Raw genomic sequence first — 23,605 nt, forward strand, 5'->3', positions numbered from 1 at the left:
CCCTGCTATTTTGCGCTTTCCCCGGTCTTGGAGGGGCGTAAGGTGGTCCAGGCGCGGCCTTCGCGCAAGCTGGTAAACCAAGTCACCGGATTGAAGGTGGTCGTGCCGTCGAGCGAAAAGGTGATGAATTCGGCGCGGCCGCCGATGTTCTCCAGCGGGACGGGACCCAGCAGACCGCGCGAGGAATTGAGCTCGCGGCTGTCGGCGGAGTGATCGCGGTTGTCGCCCATGACGAAGACATGGCCATCGGGCACCAGCATCTCTTCGAAATTGTCGAGCGGTTGGTTGACGTGGTCGATGATCAGGTAGTTCGCGCCATTGGGCAGCGTCTCACGGTAGACCGGGACGCGGCAGACCTCCTGACCGTCAGTCCCGGTGGTGCGGAAGCTTGGGTCGAGAAAGCCATAGCAAGTCGAGTTTTCGTCGATGGGCAGGTCTAGCGGCGGCTCGGCTTCCTGAGCAACGGGCGTACCGTTGAGCACGATCTGGCCGTTCGTCACCGCTATCCTGTCGCCGGGAAGGGCAACCACGCGCTTGATGTAGTCCTCGTCGCGCTCGGGATGTACCGGGATAACGATGTCGCCATATTCTGGCGTGTCGCCAGCCACTCGCCAGTCGCCGCGCGGCGCGAGATGGAAACTGATCGACGACCAGTTCCAGCCATAGGGATACTTACTCACCACCAGCCGGTCACCCACCAGCATGTTAGGCAGCATGCTTTCCGAGGGGATGTAGAAGGGCTTGGCAACGAAGCTGTGGAAGGCGAATACCGCCAGCAGCATCAGCGCAAGACCGCGGATTTCCGCGATCCAGTCGACCTTTTCGTTCTTCTTTTTCTTGTCTTCGGTGTCGGTCACGGCGGCGGTGTCTGCACTCATGCGGGAAAGGCCTCGATGATAACGAAGGCCTGTGCCCATGGATGATCGTCTGTGAGGGTGAGATGAATGCGCGGCTCATGCCCTGCAGGCAGCATTTCGGCAAGCCTTAGCGCAGCACCGCCGGTCAGCGCGAGCGTCGGCGCTCCGGAGCGGGCATTCACGACGCCGATATCCTTGTGGAACACGCCGCGCGAAAATCCCGTGCCGACGGCCTTTGCATAGGCCTCTTTCGCGGCCCAGCGCTTGGCGAAAGTGCCGACGCGAGTGAAGGGGCGCCGCGCCGCCTTCTCACGCTCGATCTCGGTGAAGCAGCGTATCTCGAACTTCTCGCCCCATCGCTCGAGCGAATTTGCGATCCGGTCCATATTGGTGAGGTCATTGCCCATTCCGATGATCATAGAACCCTCGCGAAAATAGCGATGAGGATGGCGAGCATCATCCAGTGGAGCATGACCTGCGTTTTCACCAGCGGATGATCGATCTCGCCCTTGGCGCGCTTGAGCGAACCGACATAACCGAAAATCTGGATGATCGGCCATCCGATGGCGAACGCAAGGAAGGTCTGCCGCGAGGCGGCGAAGCCGAGCAGCAGCAGGCTGAGCAGGAAGGGGATCGCGGCCCCGAGCGCCCAGAGCTTGGCGCTGCGTGACAGGCCTTCGCTCACCGCGCTTCGTCCATCAGCTCGCGCATGTGGCGCACCGCCTGCTCGAGTCCGACGAACACCGCTTCGCCGACGAGGTAGTGGCCGATATTAAGTTCGGCGATTTGCGGGATGGCAGCGATCGGCTGCACATTCTCGTATGTGAGGCCGTGGCCGGCGTGCGGCTCGATCCCGTTCTTGGCAGCCAGCGCAGCCATGTCGGAGATGCGTTTCAGTTCGCGCGCGACCTTCTCACTGTCGCCGTCGAGATGGGCATGGGCGTATTCGCCCGTGTGGAATTCCACGACCTCTGCGCCGAGCTTCAATGCTGCATCGAGTTGGCGCTCGTCCGCCTCGATGAATAGCGAGACGCGGATGCCCTTGTCCTTGAGCTTCCAGACAATCGGCGCAAGCGTATTGTGCTGGCCTGCCGCATCGAGCCCGCCTTCGGTCGTCCGCTCCTCGCGCTTTTCCGGCACGATGCAGGCGGCGTGCGGCCAATGTCGCAGCGCGATCTCGAGCATTTCCTCGGTTGCCGCCATTTCGAGATTGAGCGGCAGGTCGGTCGCATCCTGGATGCGCTTGAGATCGGCATCGCGGATATGGCGGCGGTCTTCGCGAAGGTGGGCGGTAATTCCGTCTCCCCCAACTCGTGCGACGATTTCGGCCGCACGCACCGGGTCGGGATGATCGCCGCCACGTGCATTCCGGATGGTCGCGACGTGGTCGATGTTGACGCCCAGACGAAGCGGGTTTGTCATGCTCAAGCGTGTTCCTTTGCCAGCCCGCCCAAGACCGCTGCGGGATAACGGTAGGCCTTGATCTCGACGAGGTTGCCACTCGGATCGGAAATCATGGCCTTGCCTTGTTCACGCTCCGAACCCTCGTGCGCTCGGTGTGGTTCCTCGACGAAAATGTCGATCGAGGACACCAGCTCCTCCCAGTCGTCCCACGGCAGCGTGGCTCCGAAATGGCGGGAGCGGGGCATCGGATCGAGAACGTCGTCTGGACGGAACTGGAGCGTCACCTGTGCTCCGAACAGGGCGATGTCGGCCCAGAACTGTTCCTTGCGTCCAAGAACAGCGCCCAGGCGGCTCGTGTAGAATTCGATCGCCTCATCCAGGTCGCGGACCGGGAAGGAAAGGTGGAAGATCGGATCGGGACGCGTGGTCAAGCCTTCCGGCTCCCCGGCTTGGTAATCTCGATTGCCGCGAGCTCGGCAGGCACCTCGTCAGCGGCATAGGTCGGGAAGTTGATGTCGATCAGCGGGAAGAAGGGGACACCGAGATCGGCCTCGCCATTGCTGCGGTCGACCAGCGAAACCTCGGCGATGACTTCGCCGCCTTCGCGCCCGACGGCGGCAATCGCCTCGCGGCTCGAAAGGCCGGTGGTGACGACGTCTTCCACCATGAGGACCTTGGCGCCCGATTCAAGGCGGAAGCCGCGGCGCAGGTGGAACTCGCCTTCGGGCCGTTCGAGGAACATCGCGTCCTTGCCCAGTGCACGGCCCATTTCCTGTCCGATGATGATGCCGCCCATGGCCGGGCTCACCACCACATCGATCTGGTTGCGTATTTCGCGCGGGATCTTCTGGGCGAGCGCGAAGGCCAGGCGGCCGGCACGTTCAGGGTTCATCAGCACGCGTGCACACTGGAGGTAATGGCCGGAATGCCGCCCGCTCGAGAGCAGAAAATGGCCTTCGAGGAGAGCTTCGCTGGCGCGGAATTCGGAGAGGATTTCGTCTTCTGTCATATCGCCGGCTTCCAAAGCGCGTCGAGCGCGTTTGCGCAAGAGGCAAAGCCACTTGCACATTTTTATCCCTCTTGCGCTTGAGGCCGCGGCAAGTCCTGCCTATAGGCGCATCGAAATCGACCCTCGCGTGCGTGGGGTTGGGTCTGCGTGGACGACTGGTCGCAAAGGCACCCATTGACGATAGATGACACGACACGAAAGAGTTCTAACAGAATGAAAACTCTCGGACTTAACCGGATCGTAGCCAGCCTGGGCCTCGCTTTTGCGCTGGTTATCGGAGCGCCCGCAGCCGTGGCGCAGGACGCTACTGCAACCGAGCAACTCGAATCTGTCGATCCGGCCGAAGCTGCCGATGTCGCCGATCCCGAAGCGGTTTCGGCGGGCAGCGATGCATATACGCCGATGGCTCCGACCGAAGGCAAGGGCATGCCCGTTGCTGGCGGCATCGACATCCAGCCGCAGTATTCGGAAACCGGCGAATATGCCTATGGTCTCCACATCTGGCTGTTCTGGGTGATGCTGCTGATCAGCCTCTTCGTGCTGGCGCTGCTGCTCTATGTAGTGTTCCGCTTCCGCAAGTCGGCCAACCCGGTTCCCTCGAAGACGAGCCACAACACGACCATCGAGATCATCTGGACGGTCGTTCCCGCTCTTATCCTGCTCGCGATCGCGGTCCCCTCGATCACGCTGATCTCGAAGCAGTACAAGACCCCGCCGGCAGACGCGATCACCATCAAGGCGATCGGCTACCAGTGGTACTGGGGTTACGCCTATCCCGATAACGGCGACTTCGAGATCGTCTCGAACATGCTCGACGACGCCGAAGCCGAAGCACGCGGTGAGCCTTACCAGCTGGCCGTCGACAACCGCATGGTTGTTCCCGCCGGTGTGCCGATCCGTCTGCAGGTCACTGCAGCCGACGTGATCCACTCCTTCGCTGTCCCGAGCCTCTGGTTCAAGATGGACGCCGTCCCGGGTCGCCTCAACGAGCGCATCTTCCAGGTTGACGAGCCGGGCGTGTACTACGGTCAGTGTTCGGAACTGTGCGGCGCCCGTCACGGTTACATGCCCATCGCAGTCGAAGCGCTGCCGATGGACCAGTACAATGCTTGGGTCCTTGCCCAGGGTGGCACCATCGCGGGTGCCGACGAGGCCGGCATCGAAGCCGATCCCTCGCTGCCCCCGGTGCAGGATCCCGAAAGCTCAGCTCCCGGTGCTCCGGGCGCAGGCGCTCCGCCGGTCGAAAATCCGGCTGCCTAAACAAGATACGATAGACGCGAGAGACTGACATCATGGCTACTACCGCCGACAACTTCCAGGCTCACACCGACGACCACGCGCACGATGCCGACCATAAGCCCGGCTTCTTCGCGCGCTGGTTCATGTCCACCAACCACAAGGACATCGGTACGCTCTACCTGATCTTCGCGATCTTCGCCGGTATCATCGGCGGCGCGATTTCGGGCATCATGCGCATGGAGCTCGCAGAACCCGGTATCCAGTACCTTCAATGGTGGGCCGAGTTCATGGGCGGCACTGCCGACTTCGACACCTCCCTCCACATGTGGAACGTGTTCATTACGGCCCACGGCCTGATCATGGTCTTCTTCATGGTCATGCCGGCCATGATCGGCGGTTTCGGTAACTGGTTTGTCCCGCTGATGATCGGTGCGCCGGACATGGCGTTCCCGCGCATGAACAACATCTCGTTCTGGCTGACCGTTGCGGGCTTCGTCTCGCTGCTGTTCTCGCTCTTCGTGCCGGGTGGCACGGGTCCGGGCGCAGGCGTTGGCTGGACCGTTTACGCCCCGCTTTCGACCACTGGTTCGACTGGCCCCGCCGTCGATTTCGCGATCTTCTCGCTGCACCTTGCCGGTGCCGGCTCGATCCTGGGCGCGACCAACTTCATCACCACCATCTTCAACATGCGTGCGCCGGGCATGACCCTGCACAAGATGCCGCTGTTCGTATGGTCGGTGCTGGTCACGGCATTCCTGCTGCTGCTCGCACTTCCGGTGCTTGCTGCCGCGATCACCATGCTGCTGACCGACCGTAACTTCGGCACGACCTTCTTCGACCCCGCAGGCGGTGGTGACCCGATCCTTTACCAGCACCTGTTCTGGTTCTTCGGCCACCCCGAAGTCTACATCATGATCCTGCCGGGCTTCGGTATGATCTCGCAGATCGTCGCGACCTTCAGCCGCAAGCCGGTCTTCGGCTACCTCGGCATGGCCTATGCCATGGTCGCCATCGGCGTCGTCGGCTTCGTCGTGTGGGCGCACCACATGTACACCGTCGGCCTCGACGTGAACACGAAGATGTACTTCACCGCAGCGACCATGGTCATCGCGGTCCCGACCGGCGTGAAGATCTTCAGCTGGATTGCCACGATGTGGGGCGGCTCGATCGAGTTCAAGTCGCCGATGGTCTGGGCTCTGGGCTTCATCTTCCTGTTCACCGTAGGCGGTGTCACTGGCGTTTATCTCGCCAACGGCGGCGTGGACGATGTCGTGCACGACACCTACTTCGTGGTGGCTCACTTCCACTACGTTCTGTCGATGGGTGCCGTCTTCTCGATGTTCGCCGGTTTCTATTACTGGTTCCCGAAGATGAGCGGCCGCTGGCACTCCGAACTGCTCAGCCACATTCACTTCTGGCTGTTCTTCATCGGCGTGAACGTGATCTTCTTCCCGCAGCACTTCCTTGGTCTGCAGGGCATGCCGCGCCGCTATCCGGACTATGCGGAAGCCTACACCTTCTGGAACGAGATTAGCTCGCTCGGCTACCACATCATGGCGCTCTCGATGGTGTTCTTCTTCATCAACATCATCTACGCGTTCGTCGCCGGCAAGAAGGCGGAAGACAACTACTGGGGCGAGGGTGCGACCACGCTCGAGTGGAGCCTGTCGAGCCCGCCGCCGTTCCACCAGTTCAGCGAACTTCCGGTGATCGAAGAGCACCACGATCACCACGACCACATTGGCAAGGCGAAGCCGGCGTAAGCCAGCCGCCAGCTAATCACTGGACAGAGACAAGCGGCCGGTCCCACAAGGGGCCGGCCGTTTTCCTTTATGCGGACGAGAGGATCGAGAATGCCTGAAATGCGGACTATCGATGTCGGGGAACTGAGCCTGCGTTGCGCGATCGAGAGCCCAGCTGACGGCGAGGGTCCGTTGGTGATCCTCGTCCATGGCTTTCCCGAAAGCTGGTATAGCTGGCGCCACCAGTTGGGACCTCTTGCTGAAGCCGGTTTCACCGCCTGTGCCATCGACGTCCGTGGCTATGGCGGTTCGGACAAGCCGCACCCGATAGAAGCCTATGCGATGGAGCGGATCGTAGGCGATCTCGTGGGTCTGAAGCAGGCACTCCAGCCTGACGCGCCGGCCATTCTCGTGGGCCACGACTGGGGTGCCCCGATCGTCTGGAATACGGCGCTGACCAATCCGGACCATTTCCGCGCGGTGGCCGGCATGTCCGTGCCCTTCGCCGGTGTGCCGCAGCGCCCCTTCACCGAAATCTTCCACGAGCACTTCACCAGCCAGGGTAAGTACTTCTATCAGGAGTACTTCCAGGAGCCCGGTGTCGCGGAGGCGGAGGCGGAGAGGGACCCGCGCGATTGGGTCCACCGCATGATGTATTCGATCAGCGGCGACGTGCCGCCGGGTGCATATTGGGACAAGCCCTATGGCGCCACCTTCCTCGAAGGCCTGCCCGACCCGCAGCCCACACCCTGGCTGAGCGAGGAAGACCTCGACTTCTATGAGGCCGAGTTCAAGCAGTCTGGTTTCCGCGGGCCGCTCAACCGCTATCGCAACCACGAAGCGGACTATGAATGGCTGCAGGGCTGGAACGGCAAGCGCATCGAACAGCCCGCACTTTTCATCGGGGGAACGCGCGATCCGGCGACCTTCCTGTTCGGCGCGGTTCCGGATCCGATTGCCATGATGAAGATGTTCGCGCCGCGCGTCGAAGGCCACATTCTCGAGGGCGTCGGTCACTGGACGCAGCAGGAACGTCCGGAAGAGGTAAATGCGTTGCTGATTGACTGGATTCAGCGGGTCTAAGCCCCTATATGCCCGGCGAGCGAATCCCATGACCGAAGCTGCCCCCAAGACCACCCAGCTCCCAGCGGACTGGCGCGACTTTTTCGCACTCACCAAGCCGGGTGTGATGCGTCTCGTGATCTTCACGGGACTGTGCGGCCTGCTCGCGGCTCCGGGCAACATCCATCCCGTCCTCGGCTTTACAGCGATCCTGTGCATTGCCGTGGGTGCAGGCGGCGCAGCCGCGCTCAACCAGTGGTGGGAAAGCGATATCGATGCGGTGATGAAGCGCACGGCGGCACGCCCGCTTCCTGCAGGCCGCATGTCGCGGACCGACGCGCGCGATTTCGGGCTGCTGATGTCGGGCGCATCGGTGATGATCATGGGCCTTGCGATCAACTGGCTCTCGGCAGCGATCCTCGCCTTCTCGATCTTTTACTACGCAGTGATTTACACGATCTGGCTCAAGCCGCGCACGCCGCAGAACATCGTGATCGGTGGCGGTGCAGGCGCATTCCCGCCGCTGATCGGCTGGGTCGCGGTTACCGGCGACGTGACGCTGATGCCGGTCCTGCTGTTCCTCATCATCTTCATGTGGACGCCGCCGCACTTCTGGGCGCTCGCGCTGTTCGTGGAGACCGATTACGCGAAGGCCGGCATTCCGATGATGCCAGTGGTGAAGGGGCACAAGTCCACCCGCCGCCAAGTGCTGGTCTATTCGCTGCTTATGCTGCCCACCGTTCTTGCGCCCTGGGCTATCGGTGGAACCGCCTGGATCTACGGGATAGCAGCGCTTGCACTGACCATTGCATTCATCGCACTGGCAATTCCGGTTGCGACGCGTGATCCTGCCCCCGGCGACAAGATGCAGCCCGAGAAACGATTGTTCCTCTTCTCGATTGCCTATCTGTTCGCTCTGTTCGCTGCGCTCGTGGCCGACCGGGTGCTGTATTATCAAGGATTGCTCTCATGACCCCCGAAGAAGAAAAGGAATACCGCCGCCGCCAGAAGAGCCGCAACCTCGTGGTCGGCGGCGTGCTGCTTTTCCTCGCCATTCTCTTCTACATGATCACCATCGTGAGGATGTAATGACTACCGCTGCTGCGAATTCGCTCGAAAACCGCAACATCAGGACGGGGCTGATGGCCTTTGCAGGTGCTGTGGCGATGCTGGGCCTTGGATACGCAGCAGTGCCGCTTTACGAACTCTTCTGCCGGGTGACCGGCTTCGGCGGCACGACGCAGCGCGCAACCGAAGGCGAGGCCGACCTTGCCGCCCGCATGGGTGCAGCCGCCGGCGGCCAACAGATCTCGATCCGCTTCGATGGTACCGTTGCTCCCGGCCTTGGCTGGGATTTCAAGCCCGAGCAGCGGACCGACACCGTCACCATCGGCCAGCGCGACATGGCTATCTACGTCGCCCGCAACAATTCCGACCGCCCGGTAACCGGCACCGCGACGTTCAATGTCGAGCCCGAGCAGGCAGGCGCCTATTTCAACAAGATCCAGTGCTTCTGTTTCACCGAGCAGACGCTCCAGCCGGGTCAGGAAGTGCGCATGCCGGTGCTCTACTTCGTCGATCCCAAGGCGCTTGACGATGCCAATATGGAAGGTGTCGAACAGATCACGCTCTCCTACACTTTCCACGAAGCGAAGAAATAACGCCTCGCGCCCCCTAGACCCGCGCGGCCATGCGCATTATGGGCAGCCCGAACGCGAAACGCAGGACACAGGTACAATGGCTGGTAACGTCAATCACGAATATCACATCCTCGAACCCGATGTCTGGCCCCTGATCGGCTCGATTTCGGCCCTGACCTTCACCAGCGGCATGGTGCTCTTCATGCACGAGATGGCGAGCGCGCACCTCGTGCTCGGCCTCGGCATCGCCGGCCTCATCGCCACCTTCTTCGCCTGGTTCTCGAACATCGTGAAGGAAGCCGAGCGCGGCGACCACACGCCGATCGTCCAGCTGCACATGCGCTACGGCATGATCCTGTTCATCGCTTCGGAAGTGATGTTCTTCGTCGGCTGGTTCTGGAGCTGGTTCGATTTCGCCCTGTTCCCCTCGGAGATTTCCGAAGTCGTCGGCGGCCAGTTCCCGCCTGCGGCCATCGAATACGTCATCAACCCGTTCAGCCTTCCGCTGCTCAACACGCTGATCCTGCTGTGTTCGGGCACCACCGTTACCTGGGCACACCATGCCCTGATCAACGGCGACCGTGACGGCCTGAAGAAGGGCCTCTGGCTCACCGTGATCCTCGGCGCGGTTTTCACCGCGATCCAGGCCTACGAGTATGCGGTTGCCCCCTTCGCATTCGGCGGCAACACCTACAGCTCGGCCTTCTACATGGCGACCGGCTTCCACGGCTTCCATGTCCTCGTCGGCACGATCTTCCTGATCGTCTGCCTCGTGCGCGCCTACAAGGGCCACTTTACCCCGCGCCAGCACTTCGGTTTCGAAGCTGCAGCATGGTACTGGCACTTCGTCGACGTGGTGTGGCTGTTCCTCTTCGCCGTCGTCTACGTCTGGGGCGGCTGGGGTGCTGAGTTCCACTGATACCTTCCGGCTTTTCCGCCGGACCACAAAAAGGGCAGCCCGGCATCGTCCAGGCTGCCCTTTTCGCTATCTGACGCAGAGGCGCTTTCGATGACCGCACGCATTCCCATCATCTCCACCATCATCGTGGGCGGCGCGATTGCCGTGATGATCGCGCTCGGCTTCTGGCAGCTCTCGCGGATGGACGAAAAGGATGCGCTGGTCTCGCAGGCGCAGGCAAACCTGCAAATGTCGTCCGAGGTTGCCTATCCGCAGTCTCCGGAAGCGGTCGAGGAAGCGCTCTATCGCCGCACCACGATCGATTGCCTCGAAGTGCTCGCAGTGTCGCCACGCGCCGGTACGAGCGCATCGGGTGCGAAGGGCTGGGCTCAGCGCGCCTCCTGCGCCCTCGCTGGGCTGGATGCGCCTGTCGATGTCGACATCGGCTGGTCGGTGCGTCCCGAGGCAGCCGAATGGACGGGCGGAGAGGTGAGCGGCATTATCGCTCCGGGCGGTCGTGTCGTGGCGACCGAAGGCATGGCCGGGCTCGAACCGCTCGCTAGCCCCGACCCGCGCGACCTGCCCAACAATCACCTCGCTTACGCGGGCCAGTGGTTCTTCTTCGCGCTGACCGCGCTGGCGATCTATATCCTCGCGCTGCGCCGCCGATCTGCCACCAAGGCTAGGGACGACTAAACACCCGCTTGCTTGCCCGCACCTGCGCACGCCGCTAACCGCCTTGGCGCAATGAGATACGTTTCCACCCGCGGAGAGGCGCCGAGCCTCGATTTTGCCGAAGTCACGCTGGCCGGGCTTGCCAGCGATGGCGGTCTCTACGTGCCAGAGGAGTGGCCGCAGTTCTCGCTGGATGAGATCGCCGCGATGCGCGGCCTGCCTTATGCAGAACTTGCTGCACGCGTGATGGAGCCCTTCGTTGGGGACAGCCTCACTCCTGATCGCCTGCGGGAGCTGACCGCGAAGGCCTATGGCCGCTTTGCGCACAGGGCGGTGACCCCGCTGGTCCAGCTCGACGAGCAGCACTGGGTGCTCGAGCTGTTCCATGGCCCCACGCTCGCCTTCAAGGACGTGGCGCTTCAGATGCTCGGCCTGCTGTTCGAGGAATTCCTCGGCCGCGAGGAAGGCAGCCTGACGATTGTCGGCGCGACCAGCGGCGATACGGGCAGTGCGGCGATCGATGCCGTGGCGGGTCTCGATAATGTCGAGATCTTCATGCTCCACCCCAAGGGCCGCGTGAGTGACGTCCAGCGGCGGCAGATGACCACGGTGCGCGCACCCAACGTCCACAATATCGCCATCGACGGCAGCTTCGACGATGCACAGGCGATGGTGAAGCGGATCTTCGCCGACGGGGACGTTACCGCAGAGCACCGCATCGGTGCGGTCAACTCGATCAACTGGGCGCGGCTGATGGCGCAGGTGGTCTATTACTTTGCCGCCTCGCTCCAGCTCGGCGGCCCCGAGCGCAAGCTCGCCTTCAGCGTCCCGACCGGAAATTTCGGTGATGTCTTTGCCGGGCACGTCGCTGCGCGCATGGGTCTTCCCATCGAGCAGCTGATCGTCGCGACCAACGTCAACGACATCCTCCACCGCGCGCTGGGACAGGGCGACTATTCGGCCGGCACCGTGACGCCGACCGCTGCGCCGAGCATGGACATCCAGGTTAGCTCGAACTTCGAGCGGCTGCTTTTCGACGTGGGCGGGCGCGATGGTGCTGCGATGGCAGAGCAGATGCGCGGCTTCGAAGCGGAGAAGGCGATGCGGCTCACCAATGCGCAGCGCGAAGGTGCGGCGGCGCTCTTCACCAGTGCGCGTGCTGACGAGGGCGACACCTCGCAGGCCATGCGCTGGGCTTACGAGGAATGCGGCGAGATGCTCGACCCGCACACGGCGATCGGCCTCCATGCGGCGCGCGAGGCGGCAATCGATAGCGATGTGCCAGTAGTGACGCTTGCCACGGCGCATCCGGCGAAATTCCCCGACGCGGTCGAGCGCGCCACGGGCCTGCGCCCCCCGCTCCCCTCGCGCGTCGGCGATCTCTTCGCACGCGAGGAAAGCTTCATCGAACTGCCCGGTACCTATGAAGCCGTGCGTGATCACATCATGGAGCGCGCTTCCTGATGGCCGAGCTGCAACGCGATCCCGTACTGATGGTTGGCGAAGGCTGGGACGGCTATCGCCTGCTCGACAGCGGCCATGGCCGCAAGTTCGAGGCCTATGGCGACTACCGCTTCATCCGCCCCGAACCTCAGGCCATGTGGTCGCCAAAGCTCGACCACTGGGACGCTCATGGCGAATTCGTGCCGGGCAGTGACGAGGATGGCGGCGGTCGCTGGCAATATTCGAAGGACGTCCCGCAGGACGGCTGGGAGCTGGGCTGGGGCGACGCAGTGCGCTTCACCGCGCAATGCACCCCATTCCGCCATCTGGGCTTCTTCCCCGATATGGCGCCGGTCTGGACATGGATGGGCGAACAGCTCGATGGTCGCACCGATGCCGAAACGATGAACCTGTTCGGCTACACCGGCGTCGGGACGCAGGCGCTCAGCCGCTATGGCCGCGTCACCCATGTCGATGCGAGCAAGAAATCGGTTGCGCAGGCGCGTGAGAACGCCGCGCTCGCAGGGCTCGACGATCGACCCGTGCGCTGGCTGGTCGAGGACGCGATGAAATATACCGCGCGAGAGGTTCGTCGCGGGCGTCGCTACGACGGTATCATTCTCGATCCGCCGAAGTTCGGGCGCGGTCCCGATGGCGAGGTGTGGCGGCTCGAGCAGGGCCTGCCCGATCTGGTCTCCGATTGCCGCCAGCTTCTCGATGCCGACAGCAGCTTCCTGTTCCTCACCGTCTATGCCGTTCGCATGAGCAGCCTTGCTCTAGGCGGATTGCTCGAAGAGGTTTTTGCCGGGCTTCCGGGCAAGATCGAGCATGGCGATCTCGCTGTCCAGGAAGAGGGCGGCAGGATGCTGCCGACCGCAATCTTCGCGCGCTGGTCCAATCCGCGCTAGAGGCAGCCCATGACCGATTCGCTGATCCTGGAAGTCGCCGATTTCGAACATGACGTGCTCACCGGAATCTATTCCGAGGAGACCGGCAAGCCGCAGCCGCTGCGCTTTACCATCAAGGTACGGATGAAGCCGCTGCGTCACTACGATGCCGACACGCCGCTGGACGATTCCAAGAACTACATGGACCTGAAGTTCGCGGCCTCCGAGGCTCTGCCCGAGGGCGTGCACTTCAAGTTGATCGAGGCCGTGGCAGACCATGTCTGCGAAACGCTGTTCCTGCAGGACAAGCGGGTCGAGGCTGTGACCGTGAAGATTGTGAAGCTGGCGATTGCCGAGGCGGGCGAGAAGATCGGCATCACGCTCCACCGCGAGCGCCGCGAATGAAGCGGATCGAGGTCGACGGCCTTCCGCCGGAGCCGCTGGCTGCGGCCGGACTGTTCTACCAGAACTGGCTCGACCCGATCGAACGGGCCCTTGGTGAAGGACTGGACGTACTCGTCACGCTTGAGGCCGCCGATCACACCCACGAGGAATGGCGCAAGGCGGCCGCGGCGATGCTGGCCCGCAAATACGCGCCGCGGCGGGTCAATCTTGTTGCCGGCAGCGGGCCATCGCTCGATGCGACGGCGGATTATCTTGCGCAGGCCCTGGGCGTGACAGGCCAGTACCTCCGGGCCGCGACGTGAGCGTGACGATTCTCTTCCTCGGCCCCTTGCGCGATCTTGCGGGCGAGCAGGAACGCGAAGCTGCTGCTCCGCTCGACTGGGAAGGGCTTCTCGCAGCTGTCGGTCCCGAGATTGCCGAGCAGCTGGGCGAAGAGCGAGTCAACGTGGCCTGCAAGGGCAAGGTGCTGGCCGACAAGCGTACGCTCCACGCCGAGGATGGCGACGAGGTCGCGCTGCTGCCGCCGGTGAGCGGTGGCTAGGCTATCGATCGATAGCCCGATCGACGTCCGGCTGCTGGAGAAAGGCATTTCGGTCGGCGAAGCGCTCGCCGCGTTCAATTCCGCGCATGATAACGCCGGGGGCGTCGCCTCCTTCCTTGGCAAGGTTCGCCCCGAAGGCTGGGTGAGGGCGCTTGAGCTAACCCATTACGAGCCGCTGACATTGCCGGGCATGCAGGACCTGGCGGAACAGGCGTGTGAGCGCTTCGACCTTGCAGGCGTCCTTGCCTGGCATCGTATCGGCGTGATGACACCCAGTGAGACGATCGTGCTGGTCGCCACCGCTGCGCGCCACCGGCGCGATGCTTTCGAGGCAGCGGACTTCTTGATGGACCATCTCAAGTCGGCGGCATGGTTCTGGAAGCGCGAAAGGCGCGCCGACGGCTGGCACTGGATCGAACCGCGCGAGCAGGACCACGAAGACCTCGCCCGCTGGAAATAAATGCGCCTGATTGATCTCGATCAAGGAATGGCCCGCGTGAAAGAGGCAAACAGTCTCCATCAAAGGAGATCGTCATGTCCAAGCTGCTTACTCGCGAACTGATTGCCGAACAGGCCGCCATCGTCGAAGCGCCCAGGAAGCGCCACGAGGTCGACCGCACGTTCGAGCTGCCCAAGGGCCTCTACGCCGCGACTGTTGCGCTATACCTCGGTTTTCTCGCGATCATGGCCACGGGCATGTCTTCGCCGGGCCTGATCATCCCGATGGCCATCTTCACGGTCTTCATCGTCGCAGGCTTCGGTATCCCGGCGATCTGGACCAAGCTCGCTCCGAAGACGGCATCGAAGCAGATGAGCTTTGCCCAGCTGCGCCGCGACGGCATCTCGACGCTGACGGGCCGCCTTCCGGCCAAGGACGCAGCGGTGCAGATGCTGATCCTCCCGGTCATCATCTTCTGCTGGGGCGTCGCGACGATCACCATTGCGGCCCTGGTTCGCTAAGCCAAGCCGCTGGCAAGTCGCCTCAGGAGAGGGGCAGGAGCGCGGGGTCGACCAGTTCGATCCCGCGTTTTCCCATGCGCTTGATAGCGCCCTCGCGTTCGAAGCGCGTGAACATGCGGCTCACCGTCTCGATCGTCAGTCCCAGCATATCGGCCAGCTCGCCGCGCGAGAGCGGGAGGTCGAACTCCCTGGCCGGATGGCAGGGCGAGATCGCTCGCCGCGCGGGCCATCGACAGGAGAGCACCGGCGACGCGTTGTTCGGCCGAAGCGTTGCCGGTCAGCGCGAGTAGTTCGCGGCTCGCAAAGAGATCTTCCTGCGTGCGCCGCAAAAGCGCTTGTGCGAGCCGGGGATAACGCTCTGTCGCTTCGGCAAAGGCAGGACCCGAGAACACGCACAATTCGCTTTCGCCCAGCGCGACCACGTCGTGGCGCATGTAGGGGCCGAACATCTCGCCGACGAAGCCGGCGGGGTGAACGAGCGACAAGATGCGTTCGCGTCCGTCGATATCGGTAGAGGTGATCTTGAGCGCGCCGCTCTTGAGGGTGGCGCAGGCAGCTTCCGACATTCCGGCGCTGAACAGCGTCTCTCCCTTCTTAAGGACGCGCGAGCGTCCGGCCTTGGCCAGCTCCTCGCGTTCGGCTTCCTCGAGAATCGCGCAGGCCGCACGATCGCGCACGGGGCAGGTTGCACAGGAAAGGCTCATTCCACGCGCTCCCGCAGGTCAGCAAGGACCGCGTCTTCGATGCGGACGAGCGCGATTACTTCATCTCGTGCCGATTCGATTGCGGTGATCTCGTCAGCACCTACGCGCGCCGCAGCATAGATCGCATCGAGATCGCCCAGCGGAATGGCGGCGCGGCTGCGCGCTGAATCGAGTTCGGCGAGAGCGATCTGCGCTGCAGCCCAGCGGTCGCTTCCTAGGCTGGTGCCCGAGGCAGCTGCGACGAGCTCTTCAGCCCGGGGCCGCGCTTCCTCGAATGCCTCGTGCGCATTGCGTGCATCGGCCACGAGGCTGGCAAGGCGAGCATCCAGCCCGCCTGTCAGATCCACCTCGACCGGCGGAACATCGAGCCGCTTGGGCTCCGGACTGCCGAATGTTCCTTCGCTGCGTTCACTGTCGCGGATCGCGAGCGAGGGGTAGTCCGCGCTGGACCCGGCACAGGCCGCGAGCGACAGGGAAAGGACGGCGGCAAGGGCTGGTCTTGCATTTGCGTGCATTGCGGCCACATAGCATGGGCAGCAGGCTGTGCCAGCGCGAAAGGCAAAAAAGCGCTCCATCCAGCGTTGACTTGGTCCCGCCTTTCGCCTAACGGCACGCTTCTTTCCGGGCCCGCTCATCAGCGGGTCGACGGGCGCGCCGTAGATCTCGCAAGAATGCGGCACAGCAATTTGAACGAGAGATACGTACCATGTTCGCAGTAGTGCGCACGGGCGGCAAGCAATACCGGGTTGCCGCCGGAGACAAGATCGCGGTTGAGAAGCTGGCTGGCGAAGCCGGTGACACCATCACGCTGGGCGACGTCCTGCTCGCCGGTGAAGGCGACAAGCTGGAAGACGCCGGCAAGGTGACCGTTTCGGCCGAAATCATCGCACAGGCGAAGAGCGAAAAGGTCGTCGTCTTCAAGAAGCGTCGTCGTCACAACTACCGCCGCAAGAACGGCCACCGTCAGATGATGACGCTCCTGCGCATCACCGACGTCGGCACCGGCGGCGCCAAGAAGGCTGCTCCGAAGAAGGAAGCTGCGAAGAAAGCTGACGCTCCGAAGAAGGACACTTCCGAAGAGAAGGCAGCGCCGAAGGCCAAGAAGGCTGCGCCCGTGAAGGCTGCAGCTACCAAGGCGGCTCCTGCCAAGAAGGCACCCGCCAAGAAGGCTGCGCCCAAGAAGGCTGCCGCCAAGAAGACCGAATCCAAGAAGTAAGGATCTGAACCATGGCACATAAAAAAGCAGGCGGTTCATCGCGTAACGGTCGCGACTCAGCCGGTCGTCGTCTTGGTGTGAAGAAGTTCGGCAGCGAAAACGTCGTCGCCGGCAACATTATCGTGCGCCAGCGCGGCACGAAGTTCTACCCGGCCGTCAACGTCGGCATGGGCAAGGACCACACGCTGTTCGCGCTTACCGACGGCGTCGTCCGATTCCACTCGGGCAAGCTCGGCCGCAAATACGTTTCGGTCGACGCAATGGCGGAAGCCGCCGAATAAACGGACGCTCCGATAACGGGACCGTCCAGACGGAACGGTCCCAGCCGGGCTAACGATCCGGCAGACGAAGAGGGAGATGGGGCCGACCCGTCTCCCTCTTGTCGTTTCTCCCTCTTCAAAACCGCTTGGGCGAAAATTCGATTTCGTCGCCACGCAATTGTCACGCGTCCGGCCTAGGAGCCCGGAGCGTGGACCTCACGGGGAGAATACCGATGTTCCATGTTACGAATCGGCTGCTGTTGCGGCCGGCCTGGCCTGAAGATGCAGATGCGCTGTTCGGCAAGATCGCCGACGAAGGCGTCGTCCGCAATCTTGCCTCGGCGCCCTGGCCCTATCTCCCCGAACATGCCCGCGAATTCGTCATGCGAAAGCAGGATCCGCGCTTTCCGGTGTTCCTCATTACCCGCCCAGGTGACGAGGGATCGGAGCTGGTCGGCTGCATCGGCATCGATGCGACCGATGGCGAGGTCGAACTCGGATACTGGATTGCCCGCAGGTTCTGGGGACAGGGTTATGCAACCGAAGCCGGCAATGGCGTGCTCGAGGTTGCACGGCTGCTCGGCCATGAGCGGCTGACCGCCGGCCACTTCCTCGACAACCCGGCCTCGGGCCGCGTGCTGCGCAAGCTCGGCTTCAGGCCGACAGGCAAGGTTGCGGCGCGGCACAGCTGCGGCCGGGGCGAGAAGGCCGATTGCGTGCTCTACAGCCTCGGTCTCGATGCCCAGCAGGCAGAGGCACCGCTTCAGGCGGCCTGACCAAACGAGAGGGCCCCGCGATCGCTCGCGGGGCCCTTCTTGTTTTTGGCGCCTCGGTAATTATTCGGCCGGCATCAGCGCGGCTTCGAATTCACCTTCGTACTTGCCGATCAGCGCGCGATCGTCGTGATCCCACGGGTGGAAACCGGGCTTGAAGTAGGCGAGCCATGCCGGGAGGATGCGGCGCACCACGCCCGGGCTCACGGTGAGATACTTGAACAGGCCCCACTTGGCTTTCCAGCCGGTGATTCCATCCTGCGCGAGCAGTTCCAGAGTGTCGTTCCAGCGGTTCTTGAAGAAGCGCGCAGTGACGATCAGCATCATCAGGTTGCGGACCTTCCAGCGCTTCCTCTTGGTCCAGTCCTTCGTGGCGTGGTTCCAGGTGTCGAAGGCGACGCCCTTGTGCTCGATCTCCTCGATCGAGTGCCATTCCCACATCGCGCGGACTTCGGGATCGGCGTCCTTGAAGTGCTTGGGATTGCCAAGGAATTCGGCAGCCATCATCGCGGTGTAGTGCTCTAGCGCCATGGTGGCGGCGAGGTTGAGGATCTCGGGGCGTCCCTTGGTCATGGCCAGCATCTCGGCGACGCGCTTGTCGATCGCCTTGATGTCGTAGCCGTGGTCTTCAGCGAGACGGTTGAAGGCGATGTGCTCGCGGGTGTGGTTGATTTCCTGCTTCACGAAGGCGCGGATTTCCTCGGCGAGCTGCGGATCGGCGCCATCACGATGGGCCTTCACGGCCTCGATGAAGAAGGCTTCGCCGCGCGGGAAGGTTGCCGAGAGCGCGTTGTGCCAGGCGGTGCCGAATGGCTCGCCCGCCCACCAGCGGCGCGGCGTGGTGCCACGATTGAAGCGCTCGTCACGCACGGTGATCGTAAGATCGGCAGGGGTGGGAGCCTGCTTGTTGGCTTCGGTAGCGAATTTCACAGGGGCGTTCATGGACTGCTCCGGAATTAACTTACATCAATGTAAGTAGTGGGTACTGACATTCATGTCAATAAGTGGCGGGCGTGCCTTCCCCGGACGCGCCGGATGGTTTATCGCCTTGCAACCATGGCAACCCGCAAACGCCTTTCGCCCGAAGAATCGCGCCTCGCAGCGCTCGAGGCGGCGCGATCGCTCCTGATCGAGACCGGCCCGCAATCGGTCACACTGAAAGCCGTGGCCGGGCGAGATCGGGCGCACGCACGCCAACCTGCTGCACCACTTCGGTTCGGCCGCCGGCCTGCAGAAGGCGCTTGCCGGGCATCTGGCAGAAGCTGTCTGTGCGACCATCGCCGATGCCGTCCACGCGAGCAGAGCGGGACTCGGCTCACCGCGCGAGGTGGTCGATCTTGCCTTCGATGCCTTCGACAAGGAAGGAGCGGGTGCGCTTGCGAGCTGGATGATCCTGACCGGCAACGAGGATGCGCTGACCCCGATCGTCGAGACGATTCACGAACTGGTCGACGAAATCGCGCCTGCCGAAGCCTCGCATTCGGGCGAGACGACGCATGTCCACGTAGAAACCCTCGCGCTGGTCCTGATGGCCATGGGCGATGCGCTGATCGGCAGCGCCCTCGCGCGTTCGCTGGGCCTGCCCGAGACCGCCGCTCGCGACCGAGCGGAACGGATGCTGGTTCGCTCGCTCGAGGCGGTCACTCAGAAGGGCTGAGGCCCGGCTTCATCCAGTCCGGCGCTGCAGCCGCGTCGATGTCGCTGACGCGCAGGTGATCCACCGCGAGGCCAAGGCCCTCGTAGGTCGCCTTGCGCCGCTTTTCATCGGATTGATCGAGCGGAACGACGACCAGCCGGCGATTGACCTTGCTGCGCCAGTTCATGCGCGCGGTGTTCTCCTGGCCGATGTAACAGCCCTTGTCGAAGGCCACGCCGTGGAGCTCGACAGCGTTGGTCTCCAGCCAGAGGATGTCTCCCATCTCCGCCCTGCCTTCGGGAACGCCCATTGCTAGACGGTGGGCGAGGTAGGCGTCATCGGCGGCCTCGTCATTCTCGGATACCGGCGCGAGCCAGCGCTGGCCCAGTGCGGTAAGGCGTGGGTCGGGCGCGCCGCCATCGCCTGCATGCCTTTCCCAGTGCACGGCCACGCCTTCATCAATCGCGATGTCGATCTTGCGGCGCAGGCGGTAGAGCGACAGGCGCTTCGACAGGTCCGTCGCACCCTCTGCCTCGCAATCGAGCATCACTCCGCCATCGCCCGAAGGCCATACGAACATGTCGAACATAGTCTTGCCTTGCGGCGTCAGCAGCGCGGCATAGACGGGCAGCGGCTGTTTCAGGTCGTTGGTGAGCAGGCCTTGCAGGAAATCGATGACGTTGTCGCCGTCTTCTTGCGGGCTCAGGCGGATCACGGCTCGGTTAATCAGGCGTGTGGCTATCATGCGTGACAGATAGGCCACCGGGCGGCATAGGCAATGCGGTGAACGTCAAATTCGACCAGATCGTCTTCTCCGGTGGCGGGATACGGTGCTTCTGGCACGGAGGTTTTCTGGCCGAGGCCGGACCTGTGCTCGAACTGGATGCAAAGCGCGTTTCGGGCGTTTCTGGCGGCGCGTTGAGCGCTGCGGCATGGATCGGCGGACGCGAGACGGACCTGCTCGAGCTGATGCACGAGGCCTTCAGGATCAACGATGCCAATATCGACAGAAATCGCAGCAACTGGACGCCGCACCAAGAGGTTTATCGTGCTGTGGTCGAGACTACGCTCGACGAGGCTGCGATCTCCCGCATAGCTGATGGTCCCGAGTACCAGGTCGTGCTGGCGCAGCCGCCGGCATCGCTCACGCCCGGAATGGCGGCGTTCGCCTACGGCCTGCTCTATAAGCTCGACCAGGGTCTGAGATCCTCACCGCATCTGGCTTGGCCCAAGAGGCTGGGGCTGCGCCAATTGCGGGTCGACGCGCGGCAGGCGGCGCGTGACGGGAAGCTTGCCGACCTGATCTGCGCCGCTGCGACTATCCCGCCGGTTTTCACCGTACCCCAGTGGGAAGGGCAGGCGGTAATCGATGGGGGGATGACCGACAAGGCGCCGCTGCCCGATCCGGACGAGGGGCGCACGCTGATACTTCTGTCGAGCCGCTATTCCGCAATCCCGCAGGATGATCGCCGGACCTATGTCCAGCCGAGCAGCGAGGTGGCTGCGGACAAGATCGACTTCGCACATGCCGACCGGGTGCTCAAGACATGGGCGCAGGGCGAGGAAGACGCGCGCTTGTGGCTGGCACAGAACGGCCTTGCAAGCTAAGGGGCGCGGGACATGAGCCAAAGCCTCACGATCCGCCGCCCCGACGACTGGCACCTGCATTTCCGCGATGGCGAAACCATGCGTGCTGTTGTGCCGCATACCGCGCGCCAGTTCGCCCGCGCGATCGTGATGCCGAACCTTTCTCCGCCGGTGACGACCACAGCCCTTGCGGCTGCCTATCGCGACCGGATCGCTGCCGCAGTGCCCGAAGGTGTCGAGTTCACCCCGCTGATGACGGCCTATCTCACCGACGAAAGCGATCCGGACGACCTCGCCGCCGGTTTCGCCGACGGGGTGCTGACGGCTGCCAAGCTCTACCCCGCAGGCGCGACCACCAATTCGGCGCATGGCGTGACCGACATCGCCAATATCGAGCGCGTGCTCGAGCGCATGGCCGAGATCGGCATGCCCCTATGCGTCCATGGCGAGGTGACCCACGCGGAGATCGATATCTTCGACCGCGAGGCCGTATTCATCGACCGTATCCTTTCCCCGCTGGTCGAGCGCATGCCCGAGCTCAAGGTGATTTTCGAGCACATCACGACCAAGCAGGCAGTCGAATTCGTAGATGCTTCGGGACCGCGGATCGGGGCCACGATCACGCCGCAGCATCTCCACATCAATCGCAATGCCATCCTCGTGGGTGGCATCAGGCCGCACATGTTCTGCCTGCCGGTTGCGAAACGCGAAGAGCATCGCCTCGCGCTGCGCAAGGCGGCGACAGGCGGTTCGGCGAAGTATTTCCTCGGCACCGACAGCGCGCCGCACCACCGGCACGACAAGGAAAGCGCCTGCGGCTGTGCAGGCATCTTCAACGCCCCCTTCGCGCTCGAAAGCTATATTACGGTCTTCGATGAAGAGGACGCGCTCGACCGGTTCGAGGCGTTCGCGAGCCTCAACGGCCCCGCCTTCTATGGGCTGCCCGTCAACGAGGAGGCGGTGACGCTCGAGAAAGCGCAAGTCGAGGTGCCGGCCGAAGTGAATGGCGGAGCTGCCGAGATCGTGCCGTTCCACGCGGGCGAAACGCTCAGCTGGCGGCTGGCTTCCTAGACCGCGACCACAGGTCCCACACGAACAGCGACGCTGCAGCCCAAATGCAGGCGAAGCATGCTGCCTGCACGGGTTTCAGCTCCTCACCGAACACGGTGAGGCCGAGCAGGAAGACGATGCTCGGCGCGAGGAACTGAATGAAACCGAGCGTTGAGTAAGGCAGCAGACGCGCCGCAATGGCGAACAGCAGCAGCGGGATCGCAGTCAGCGCGCCGCCCAGCATGATCGCAATACTCAGGTCGAGCGACTGAGTGAACGAAGAGCCTGTGGCGCTCTGCGCGAAGTACCAGGCGACACCTGCTGCGGGGATAAGGAGGATCATCGATTCGATCGTCAGGCCGGGCAGTGCGCCGACATCGACCTGCTTGCGGATGACACCGTATATGCCGAAGCTAATCGCCAGCGTCAGGCTGATCCACAAGGTGGTGAGCGCGCCCCCGAGCAGAAGAGACACGCCGAAAGCGGCAATCGCCACGGCCGCCCACTGGAGGCGCGACAGCCGCTCTTTCAGGAGCAGAGTACCCAGCAAGACATTGAGCAGCGGGTTGATGTAGTAGCCTAGGCTCGCGGCGTAGACATAGTTGTTCTGGATCGCCCAGACATAAACGACCCAGTTCACCGCGATGAGCGTCGATGACAGCAGCAGCCAACCCATGGTTCGCGGATTGGTCAGCGCGGCGCGCAATTGCGGTAGCTGCTTGCGGAATGCGACGATCAGCAGGCAGAGCGGAAGGGTCCAGATGATCCGCCAGCCGACGAATTCGAACGCCGGAACTTCGCGCACGAGGATCAGGTAAAGCGGCAGGAATCCCCAGATGAGATAAGCGCCGAGCGCTGCCCAAAGGCCCGTCTTCGGGTGTTCGGTTTCTGTCGTCCCCATGAATGCTGCGCGCCTAGGCCGTGCCATTCGGGGCCGCAAGCTTCATCTCGTCGCAGCCAGATATTCGGCTCGTCGATTAACGCAAATCTGACGCTCGCGTTGCATTCCGTTCAGATTGGTGGGCGTAAACCTTAACGGCATCGAGACTCTTCGAGTCGCACACGATCCACAGGACACTGACCAATGAACCGCATTCTGAAGACTGCATCGCTCGCATTGGCCGCATCCGGCCTCTCGTTCGCCGTCCCCGCGGCGGCTGCACCCATTCCTGCCCATGCTGCACCTGCCGCGCACGCTGCGGTTGGCGATACCGTTTACGAGCACGGTCGCGGGCACCACAAGCACAAGCGCCACAAGCACCGTGACTATCACGGCCGTCACTATGACGACCGCCGTTACTACGATGACCGTCGCTACTACCGCGAACGCCCCTATTACATGCGATACGACCGCAACTGGGGCCAGCCGGTCTATCGCGATACCCGTATCTGGCGTGGCCGCGACAACCGCTACTATTGCGAGAAGGATGACGGCACGACCGGCCTGCTGGTCGGTGCAGGTGTCGGCGCGCTGATCGGTCATGAAGTCGCCGGTCGCGGCGGAGATCGCACGCTGGGCGCCATCATCGGCGGCGCCGCAGGTGCGCTCCTCGGTCGCTCGATCGACCGCTCCAGCACCCGCTGCGGATAATTGAACGAGCTTCGGGCTGCGCCCAC

At 63.1% G+C, this 23,605-nt stretch carries 31 protein-coding genes and 1 pseudogene; 21 read left to right on the top strand and 11 right to left on the bottom strand.

The window, feature by feature from the left end:
* Nucleotides 1-5: 5 nt before the first annotated feature.
* Genes lepB through pyrE form a run of 6 tightly spaced genes read right to left on the bottom strand, consistent with a single transcriptional unit; the run spans nt 6 to nt 3,270 of the window.
* On the bottom strand, nt 6-878 hold the full coding sequence (lepB, locus tag ACZ1G8_RS10165) for a signal peptidase I (RefSeq protein WP_472679292.1): 873 nt from the start codon (nt 876-878) through the stop codon (nt 6-8).
* The gene (gene acpS, locus ACZ1G8_RS10170) at nt 875-1,276 is read right to left on the bottom strand and encodes a holo-ACP synthase (protein WP_472679293.1); all 402 of its coding nucleotides are present in this window, start codon (nt 1,274-1,276) and stop codon (nt 875-877) included. The genes lepB and acpS overlap by 4 nt, the downstream gene beginning before the upstream one ends.
* Nucleotides 1,273-1,542, bottom strand: a complete 270-nt coding sequence (locus ACZ1G8_RS10175; RefSeq protein WP_472679294.1) for a pyridoxal phosphate biosynthetic protein — start codon at nt 1,540-1,542, stop codon at nt 1,273-1,275. The genes acpS and ACZ1G8_RS10175 overlap by 4 nt, the downstream gene beginning before the upstream one ends.
* A complete protein-coding gene (locus tag ACZ1G8_RS10180) occupies nt 1,539-2,279 on the bottom strand; it encodes a pyridoxine 5'-phosphate synthase (protein WP_472679295.1) in 741 nt (246 codons plus the stop codon). Before ACZ1G8_RS10180 ends, ACZ1G8_RS10175 begins: the two co-directional genes overlap by 4 nt.
* Nucleotides 2,280-2,281: 2 nt before the next feature.
* Nucleotides 2,282-2,692, bottom strand: coding sequence for a VOC family protein (locus ACZ1G8_RS10185; protein WP_472679296.1), 411 nt, complete (start codon nt 2,690-2,692; stop codon nt 2,282-2,284).
* The gene (pyrE, locus tag ACZ1G8_RS10190) at nt 2,689-3,270 is read right to left on the bottom strand and encodes an orotate phosphoribosyltransferase (protein ID WP_472679297.1); all 582 of its coding nucleotides are present in this window, start codon (nt 3,268-3,270) and stop codon (nt 2,689-2,691) included. The genes ACZ1G8_RS10185 and pyrE overlap by 4 nt, the downstream gene beginning before the upstream one ends.
* A gap of 213 nt (nt 3,271-3,483) precedes the next feature.
* On the opposite strand from pyrE, the gene coxB reads away from it, so the two are divergent.
* The 14 genes from coxB (at nt 3,484) to ACZ1G8_RS10260 (ending at nt 14,762) form a co-directional block, all read left to right on the top strand.
* Nucleotides 3,484-4,530: a cytochrome c oxidase subunit II gene (coxB, locus tag ACZ1G8_RS10195; RefSeq protein WP_472679298.1), complete on the top strand. Its 1,047-nt coding sequence runs from the start codon at nt 3,484-3,486 to the stop codon at nt 4,528-4,530.
* Nucleotides 4,531-4,562: 32 nt separating this feature from the next.
* Entirely contained in the window at nt 4,563-6,272 is a 1,710-nt protein-coding gene (ctaD, locus tag ACZ1G8_RS10200; protein ID WP_472679299.1) for a cytochrome c oxidase subunit I, read from the top strand.
* A 90-nt stretch (nt 6,273-6,362) separates the two neighbouring features.
* Nucleotides 6,363-7,334: an alpha/beta fold hydrolase gene (locus tag ACZ1G8_RS10205; RefSeq protein ID WP_472679300.1), complete on the top strand. Its 972-nt coding sequence runs from the start codon at nt 6,363-6,365 to the stop codon at nt 7,332-7,334.
* Nucleotides 7,335-7,362: 28 nt separating this feature from the next.
* Nucleotides 7,363-8,286: a heme o synthase gene (locus ACZ1G8_RS10210; protein ID WP_472679301.1), complete on the top strand. Its 924-nt coding sequence runs from the start codon at nt 7,363-7,365 to the stop codon at nt 8,284-8,286.
* A gap of 115 nt (nt 8,287-8,401) precedes the next feature.
* Entirely contained in the window at nt 8,402-8,974 is a 573-nt protein-coding gene (locus tag ACZ1G8_RS10215; RefSeq protein ID WP_472679302.1) for a cytochrome c oxidase assembly protein, read from the top strand.
* Nucleotides 8,975-9,050: 76 nt separating this feature from the next.
* Nucleotides 9,051-9,872 carry a cytochrome c oxidase subunit 3 gene (locus ACZ1G8_RS10220; RefSeq protein WP_472679303.1) on the top strand — a complete coding sequence of 274 codons (822 nt, stop codon included), beginning with the start codon at nt 9,051-9,053 and terminating at the stop codon, nt 9,870-9,872.
* Between the two features lie 90 nt (nt 9,873-9,962).
* Nucleotides 9,963-10,547 carry an SURF1 family cytochrome oxidase biogenesis protein gene (locus tag ACZ1G8_RS10225; RefSeq protein ID WP_472679304.1) on the top strand — a complete coding sequence of 195 codons (585 nt, stop codon included), beginning with the start codon at nt 9,963-9,965 and terminating at the stop codon, nt 10,545-10,547.
* A 51-nt stretch (nt 10,548-10,598) separates the two neighbouring features.
* Nucleotides 10,599-11,990, top strand: coding sequence for a threonine synthase (gene thrC, locus ACZ1G8_RS10230; RefSeq protein WP_472679305.1), 1,392 nt, complete (start codon nt 10,599-10,601; stop codon nt 11,988-11,990).
* The gene (locus tag ACZ1G8_RS10235) at nt 11,990-12,877 is read left to right on the top strand and encodes a class I SAM-dependent methyltransferase (protein ID WP_472679306.1); all 888 of its coding nucleotides are present in this window, start codon (nt 11,990-11,992) and stop codon (nt 12,875-12,877) included. Before thrC ends, ACZ1G8_RS10235 begins: the two co-directional genes overlap by 1 nt.
* A gap of 9 nt (nt 12,878-12,886) precedes the next feature.
* Nucleotides 12,887-13,261: a dihydroneopterin aldolase gene (locus tag ACZ1G8_RS10240; protein ID WP_221428922.1), complete on the top strand. Its 375-nt coding sequence runs from the start codon at nt 12,887-12,889 to the stop codon at nt 13,259-13,261.
* Nucleotides 13,258-13,563: a Rossmann fold domain-containing protein gene (locus ACZ1G8_RS10245; RefSeq protein ID WP_472679307.1), complete on the top strand. Its 306-nt coding sequence runs from the start codon at nt 13,258-13,260 to the stop codon at nt 13,561-13,563. Before ACZ1G8_RS10240 ends, ACZ1G8_RS10245 begins: the two co-directional genes overlap by 4 nt.
* A 2-nt stretch (nt 13,564-13,565) precedes the next feature.
* On the top strand, nt 13,566-13,802 hold the full coding sequence (locus ACZ1G8_RS10250; RefSeq protein WP_472679308.1) for a MoaD/ThiS family protein: 237 nt from the start codon (nt 13,566-13,568) through the stop codon (nt 13,800-13,802).
* Nucleotides 13,795-14,262: a molybdenum cofactor biosynthesis protein MoaE gene (locus ACZ1G8_RS10255; RefSeq protein ID WP_472679309.1), complete on the top strand. Its 468-nt coding sequence runs from the start codon at nt 13,795-13,797 to the stop codon at nt 14,260-14,262. Before ACZ1G8_RS10250 ends, ACZ1G8_RS10255 begins: the two co-directional genes overlap by 8 nt.
* Nucleotides 14,263-14,336: 74 nt before the next feature.
* Nucleotides 14,337-14,762, top strand: a complete 426-nt coding sequence (locus ACZ1G8_RS10260) for a hypothetical protein (RefSeq protein WP_472679310.1) — start codon at nt 14,337-14,339, stop codon at nt 14,760-14,762.
* On the opposite strand, the gene ACZ1G8_RS10265 is transcribed toward ACZ1G8_RS10260, so the two are convergent.
* Both ACZ1G8_RS10265 and ACZ1G8_RS10270 read right to left on the bottom strand, forming a co-directional pair.
* Nucleotides 14,759-15,466 carry a Crp/Fnr family transcriptional regulator gene (locus ACZ1G8_RS10265; RefSeq protein WP_472679311.1) on the bottom strand — a complete coding sequence of 236 codons (708 nt, stop codon included), beginning with the start codon at nt 15,464-15,466 and terminating at the stop codon, nt 14,759-14,761. The genes ACZ1G8_RS10260 and ACZ1G8_RS10265 overlap by 4 nt on opposite strands.
* Entirely contained in the window at nt 15,463-15,990 is a 528-nt protein-coding gene (locus ACZ1G8_RS10270) for a hypothetical protein (RefSeq protein WP_472679312.1), read from the bottom strand. The genes ACZ1G8_RS10265 and ACZ1G8_RS10270 overlap by 4 nt, the downstream gene beginning before the upstream one ends.
* A 182-nt stretch (nt 15,991-16,172) precedes the next feature.
* Here ACZ1G8_RS10270 and rplU point away from each other — a divergent pair, with 182 nt between their 5' ends.
* The 3 genes from rplU (at nt 16,173) to ACZ1G8_RS10285 (ending at nt 17,718) form a co-directional block, all read left to right on the top strand.
* Nucleotides 16,173-16,682 carry a 50S ribosomal protein L21 gene (rplU, locus tag ACZ1G8_RS10275; protein ID WP_472679313.1) on the top strand — a complete coding sequence of 170 codons (510 nt, stop codon included), beginning with the start codon at nt 16,173-16,175 and terminating at the stop codon, nt 16,680-16,682.
* A gap of 11 nt (nt 16,683-16,693) precedes the next feature.
* A complete protein-coding gene (gene rpmA / locus ACZ1G8_RS10280; protein ID WP_221428915.1) occupies nt 16,694-16,963 on the top strand; it encodes a 50S ribosomal protein L27 in 270 nt (89 codons plus the stop codon).
* A gap of 212 nt (nt 16,964-17,175) precedes the next feature.
* Nucleotides 17,176-17,718: a GNAT family N-acetyltransferase gene (locus ACZ1G8_RS10285; RefSeq protein WP_472679314.1), complete on the top strand. Its 543-nt coding sequence runs from the start codon at nt 17,176-17,178 to the stop codon at nt 17,716-17,718.
* A gap of 60 nt (nt 17,719-17,778) precedes the next feature.
* Here ACZ1G8_RS10285 and ACZ1G8_RS10290 read toward each other — a convergent pair whose 3' ends face one another.
* Nucleotides 17,779-18,657 carry a metal-dependent hydrolase gene (locus ACZ1G8_RS10290; protein WP_472679315.1) on the bottom strand — a complete coding sequence of 293 codons (879 nt, stop codon included), beginning with the start codon at nt 18,655-18,657 and terminating at the stop codon, nt 17,779-17,781.
* Between the two features lie 114 nt (nt 18,658-18,771).
* Between ACZ1G8_RS10290 and ACZ1G8_RS10295 the strand changes: the two are divergent.
* Nucleotides 18,772-19,372, top strand: a pseudogene (locus ACZ1G8_RS10295) (TetR/AcrR family transcriptional regulator).
* Here ACZ1G8_RS10295 and ygfZ read toward each other — a convergent pair.
* Nucleotides 19,356-20,096: a CAF17-like 4Fe-4S cluster assembly/insertion protein YgfZ gene (gene ygfZ / locus ACZ1G8_RS10300; RefSeq protein WP_472679316.1), complete on the bottom strand. Its 741-nt coding sequence runs from the start codon at nt 20,094-20,096 to the stop codon at nt 19,356-19,358. The pseudogene ACZ1G8_RS10295 and the gene ygfZ overlap by 17 nt on opposite strands.
* A gap of 38 nt (nt 20,097-20,134) precedes the next feature.
* On the opposite strand from ygfZ, the gene ACZ1G8_RS10305 reads away from it, so the two are divergent.
* Complete coding sequence (locus ACZ1G8_RS10305) at nt 20,135-20,959, top strand: patatin-like phospholipase family protein (protein ID WP_472679317.1); 825 nt, start codon at nt 20,135-20,137, stop codon at nt 20,957-20,959.
* 12 nt (nt 20,960-20,971) lie between these two features.
* Nucleotides 20,972-22,009 (top strand): dihydroorotase, encoded by a 1,038-nt coding sequence (pyrC, locus tag ACZ1G8_RS10310; protein WP_472679318.1) that lies wholly within the window; start codon nt 20,972-20,974, stop codon nt 22,007-22,009.
* On the opposite strand, the gene rarD is transcribed toward pyrC, so the two are convergent.
* Nucleotides 21,987-22,889 (bottom strand): EamA family transporter RarD, encoded by a 903-nt coding sequence (rarD, locus tag ACZ1G8_RS10315; protein ID WP_472679319.1) that lies wholly within the window; start codon nt 22,887-22,889, stop codon nt 21,987-21,989. The two genes, pyrC and rarD, sit on opposite strands and share 23 nt — an antisense overlap.
* Nucleotides 22,890-23,072: 183 nt before the next feature.
* Here rarD and ACZ1G8_RS10320 point away from each other — a divergent pair, with 183 nt between their 5' ends.
* Nucleotides 23,073-23,579, top strand: coding sequence for a glycine zipper 2TM domain-containing protein (locus ACZ1G8_RS10320; protein ID WP_472679320.1), 507 nt, complete (start codon nt 23,073-23,075; stop codon nt 23,577-23,579).
* Nucleotides 23,580-23,605: the final 26 nt, after the last annotated feature.

The organism is Qipengyuania sp. BR81-2 (assembly GCF_055693895.1).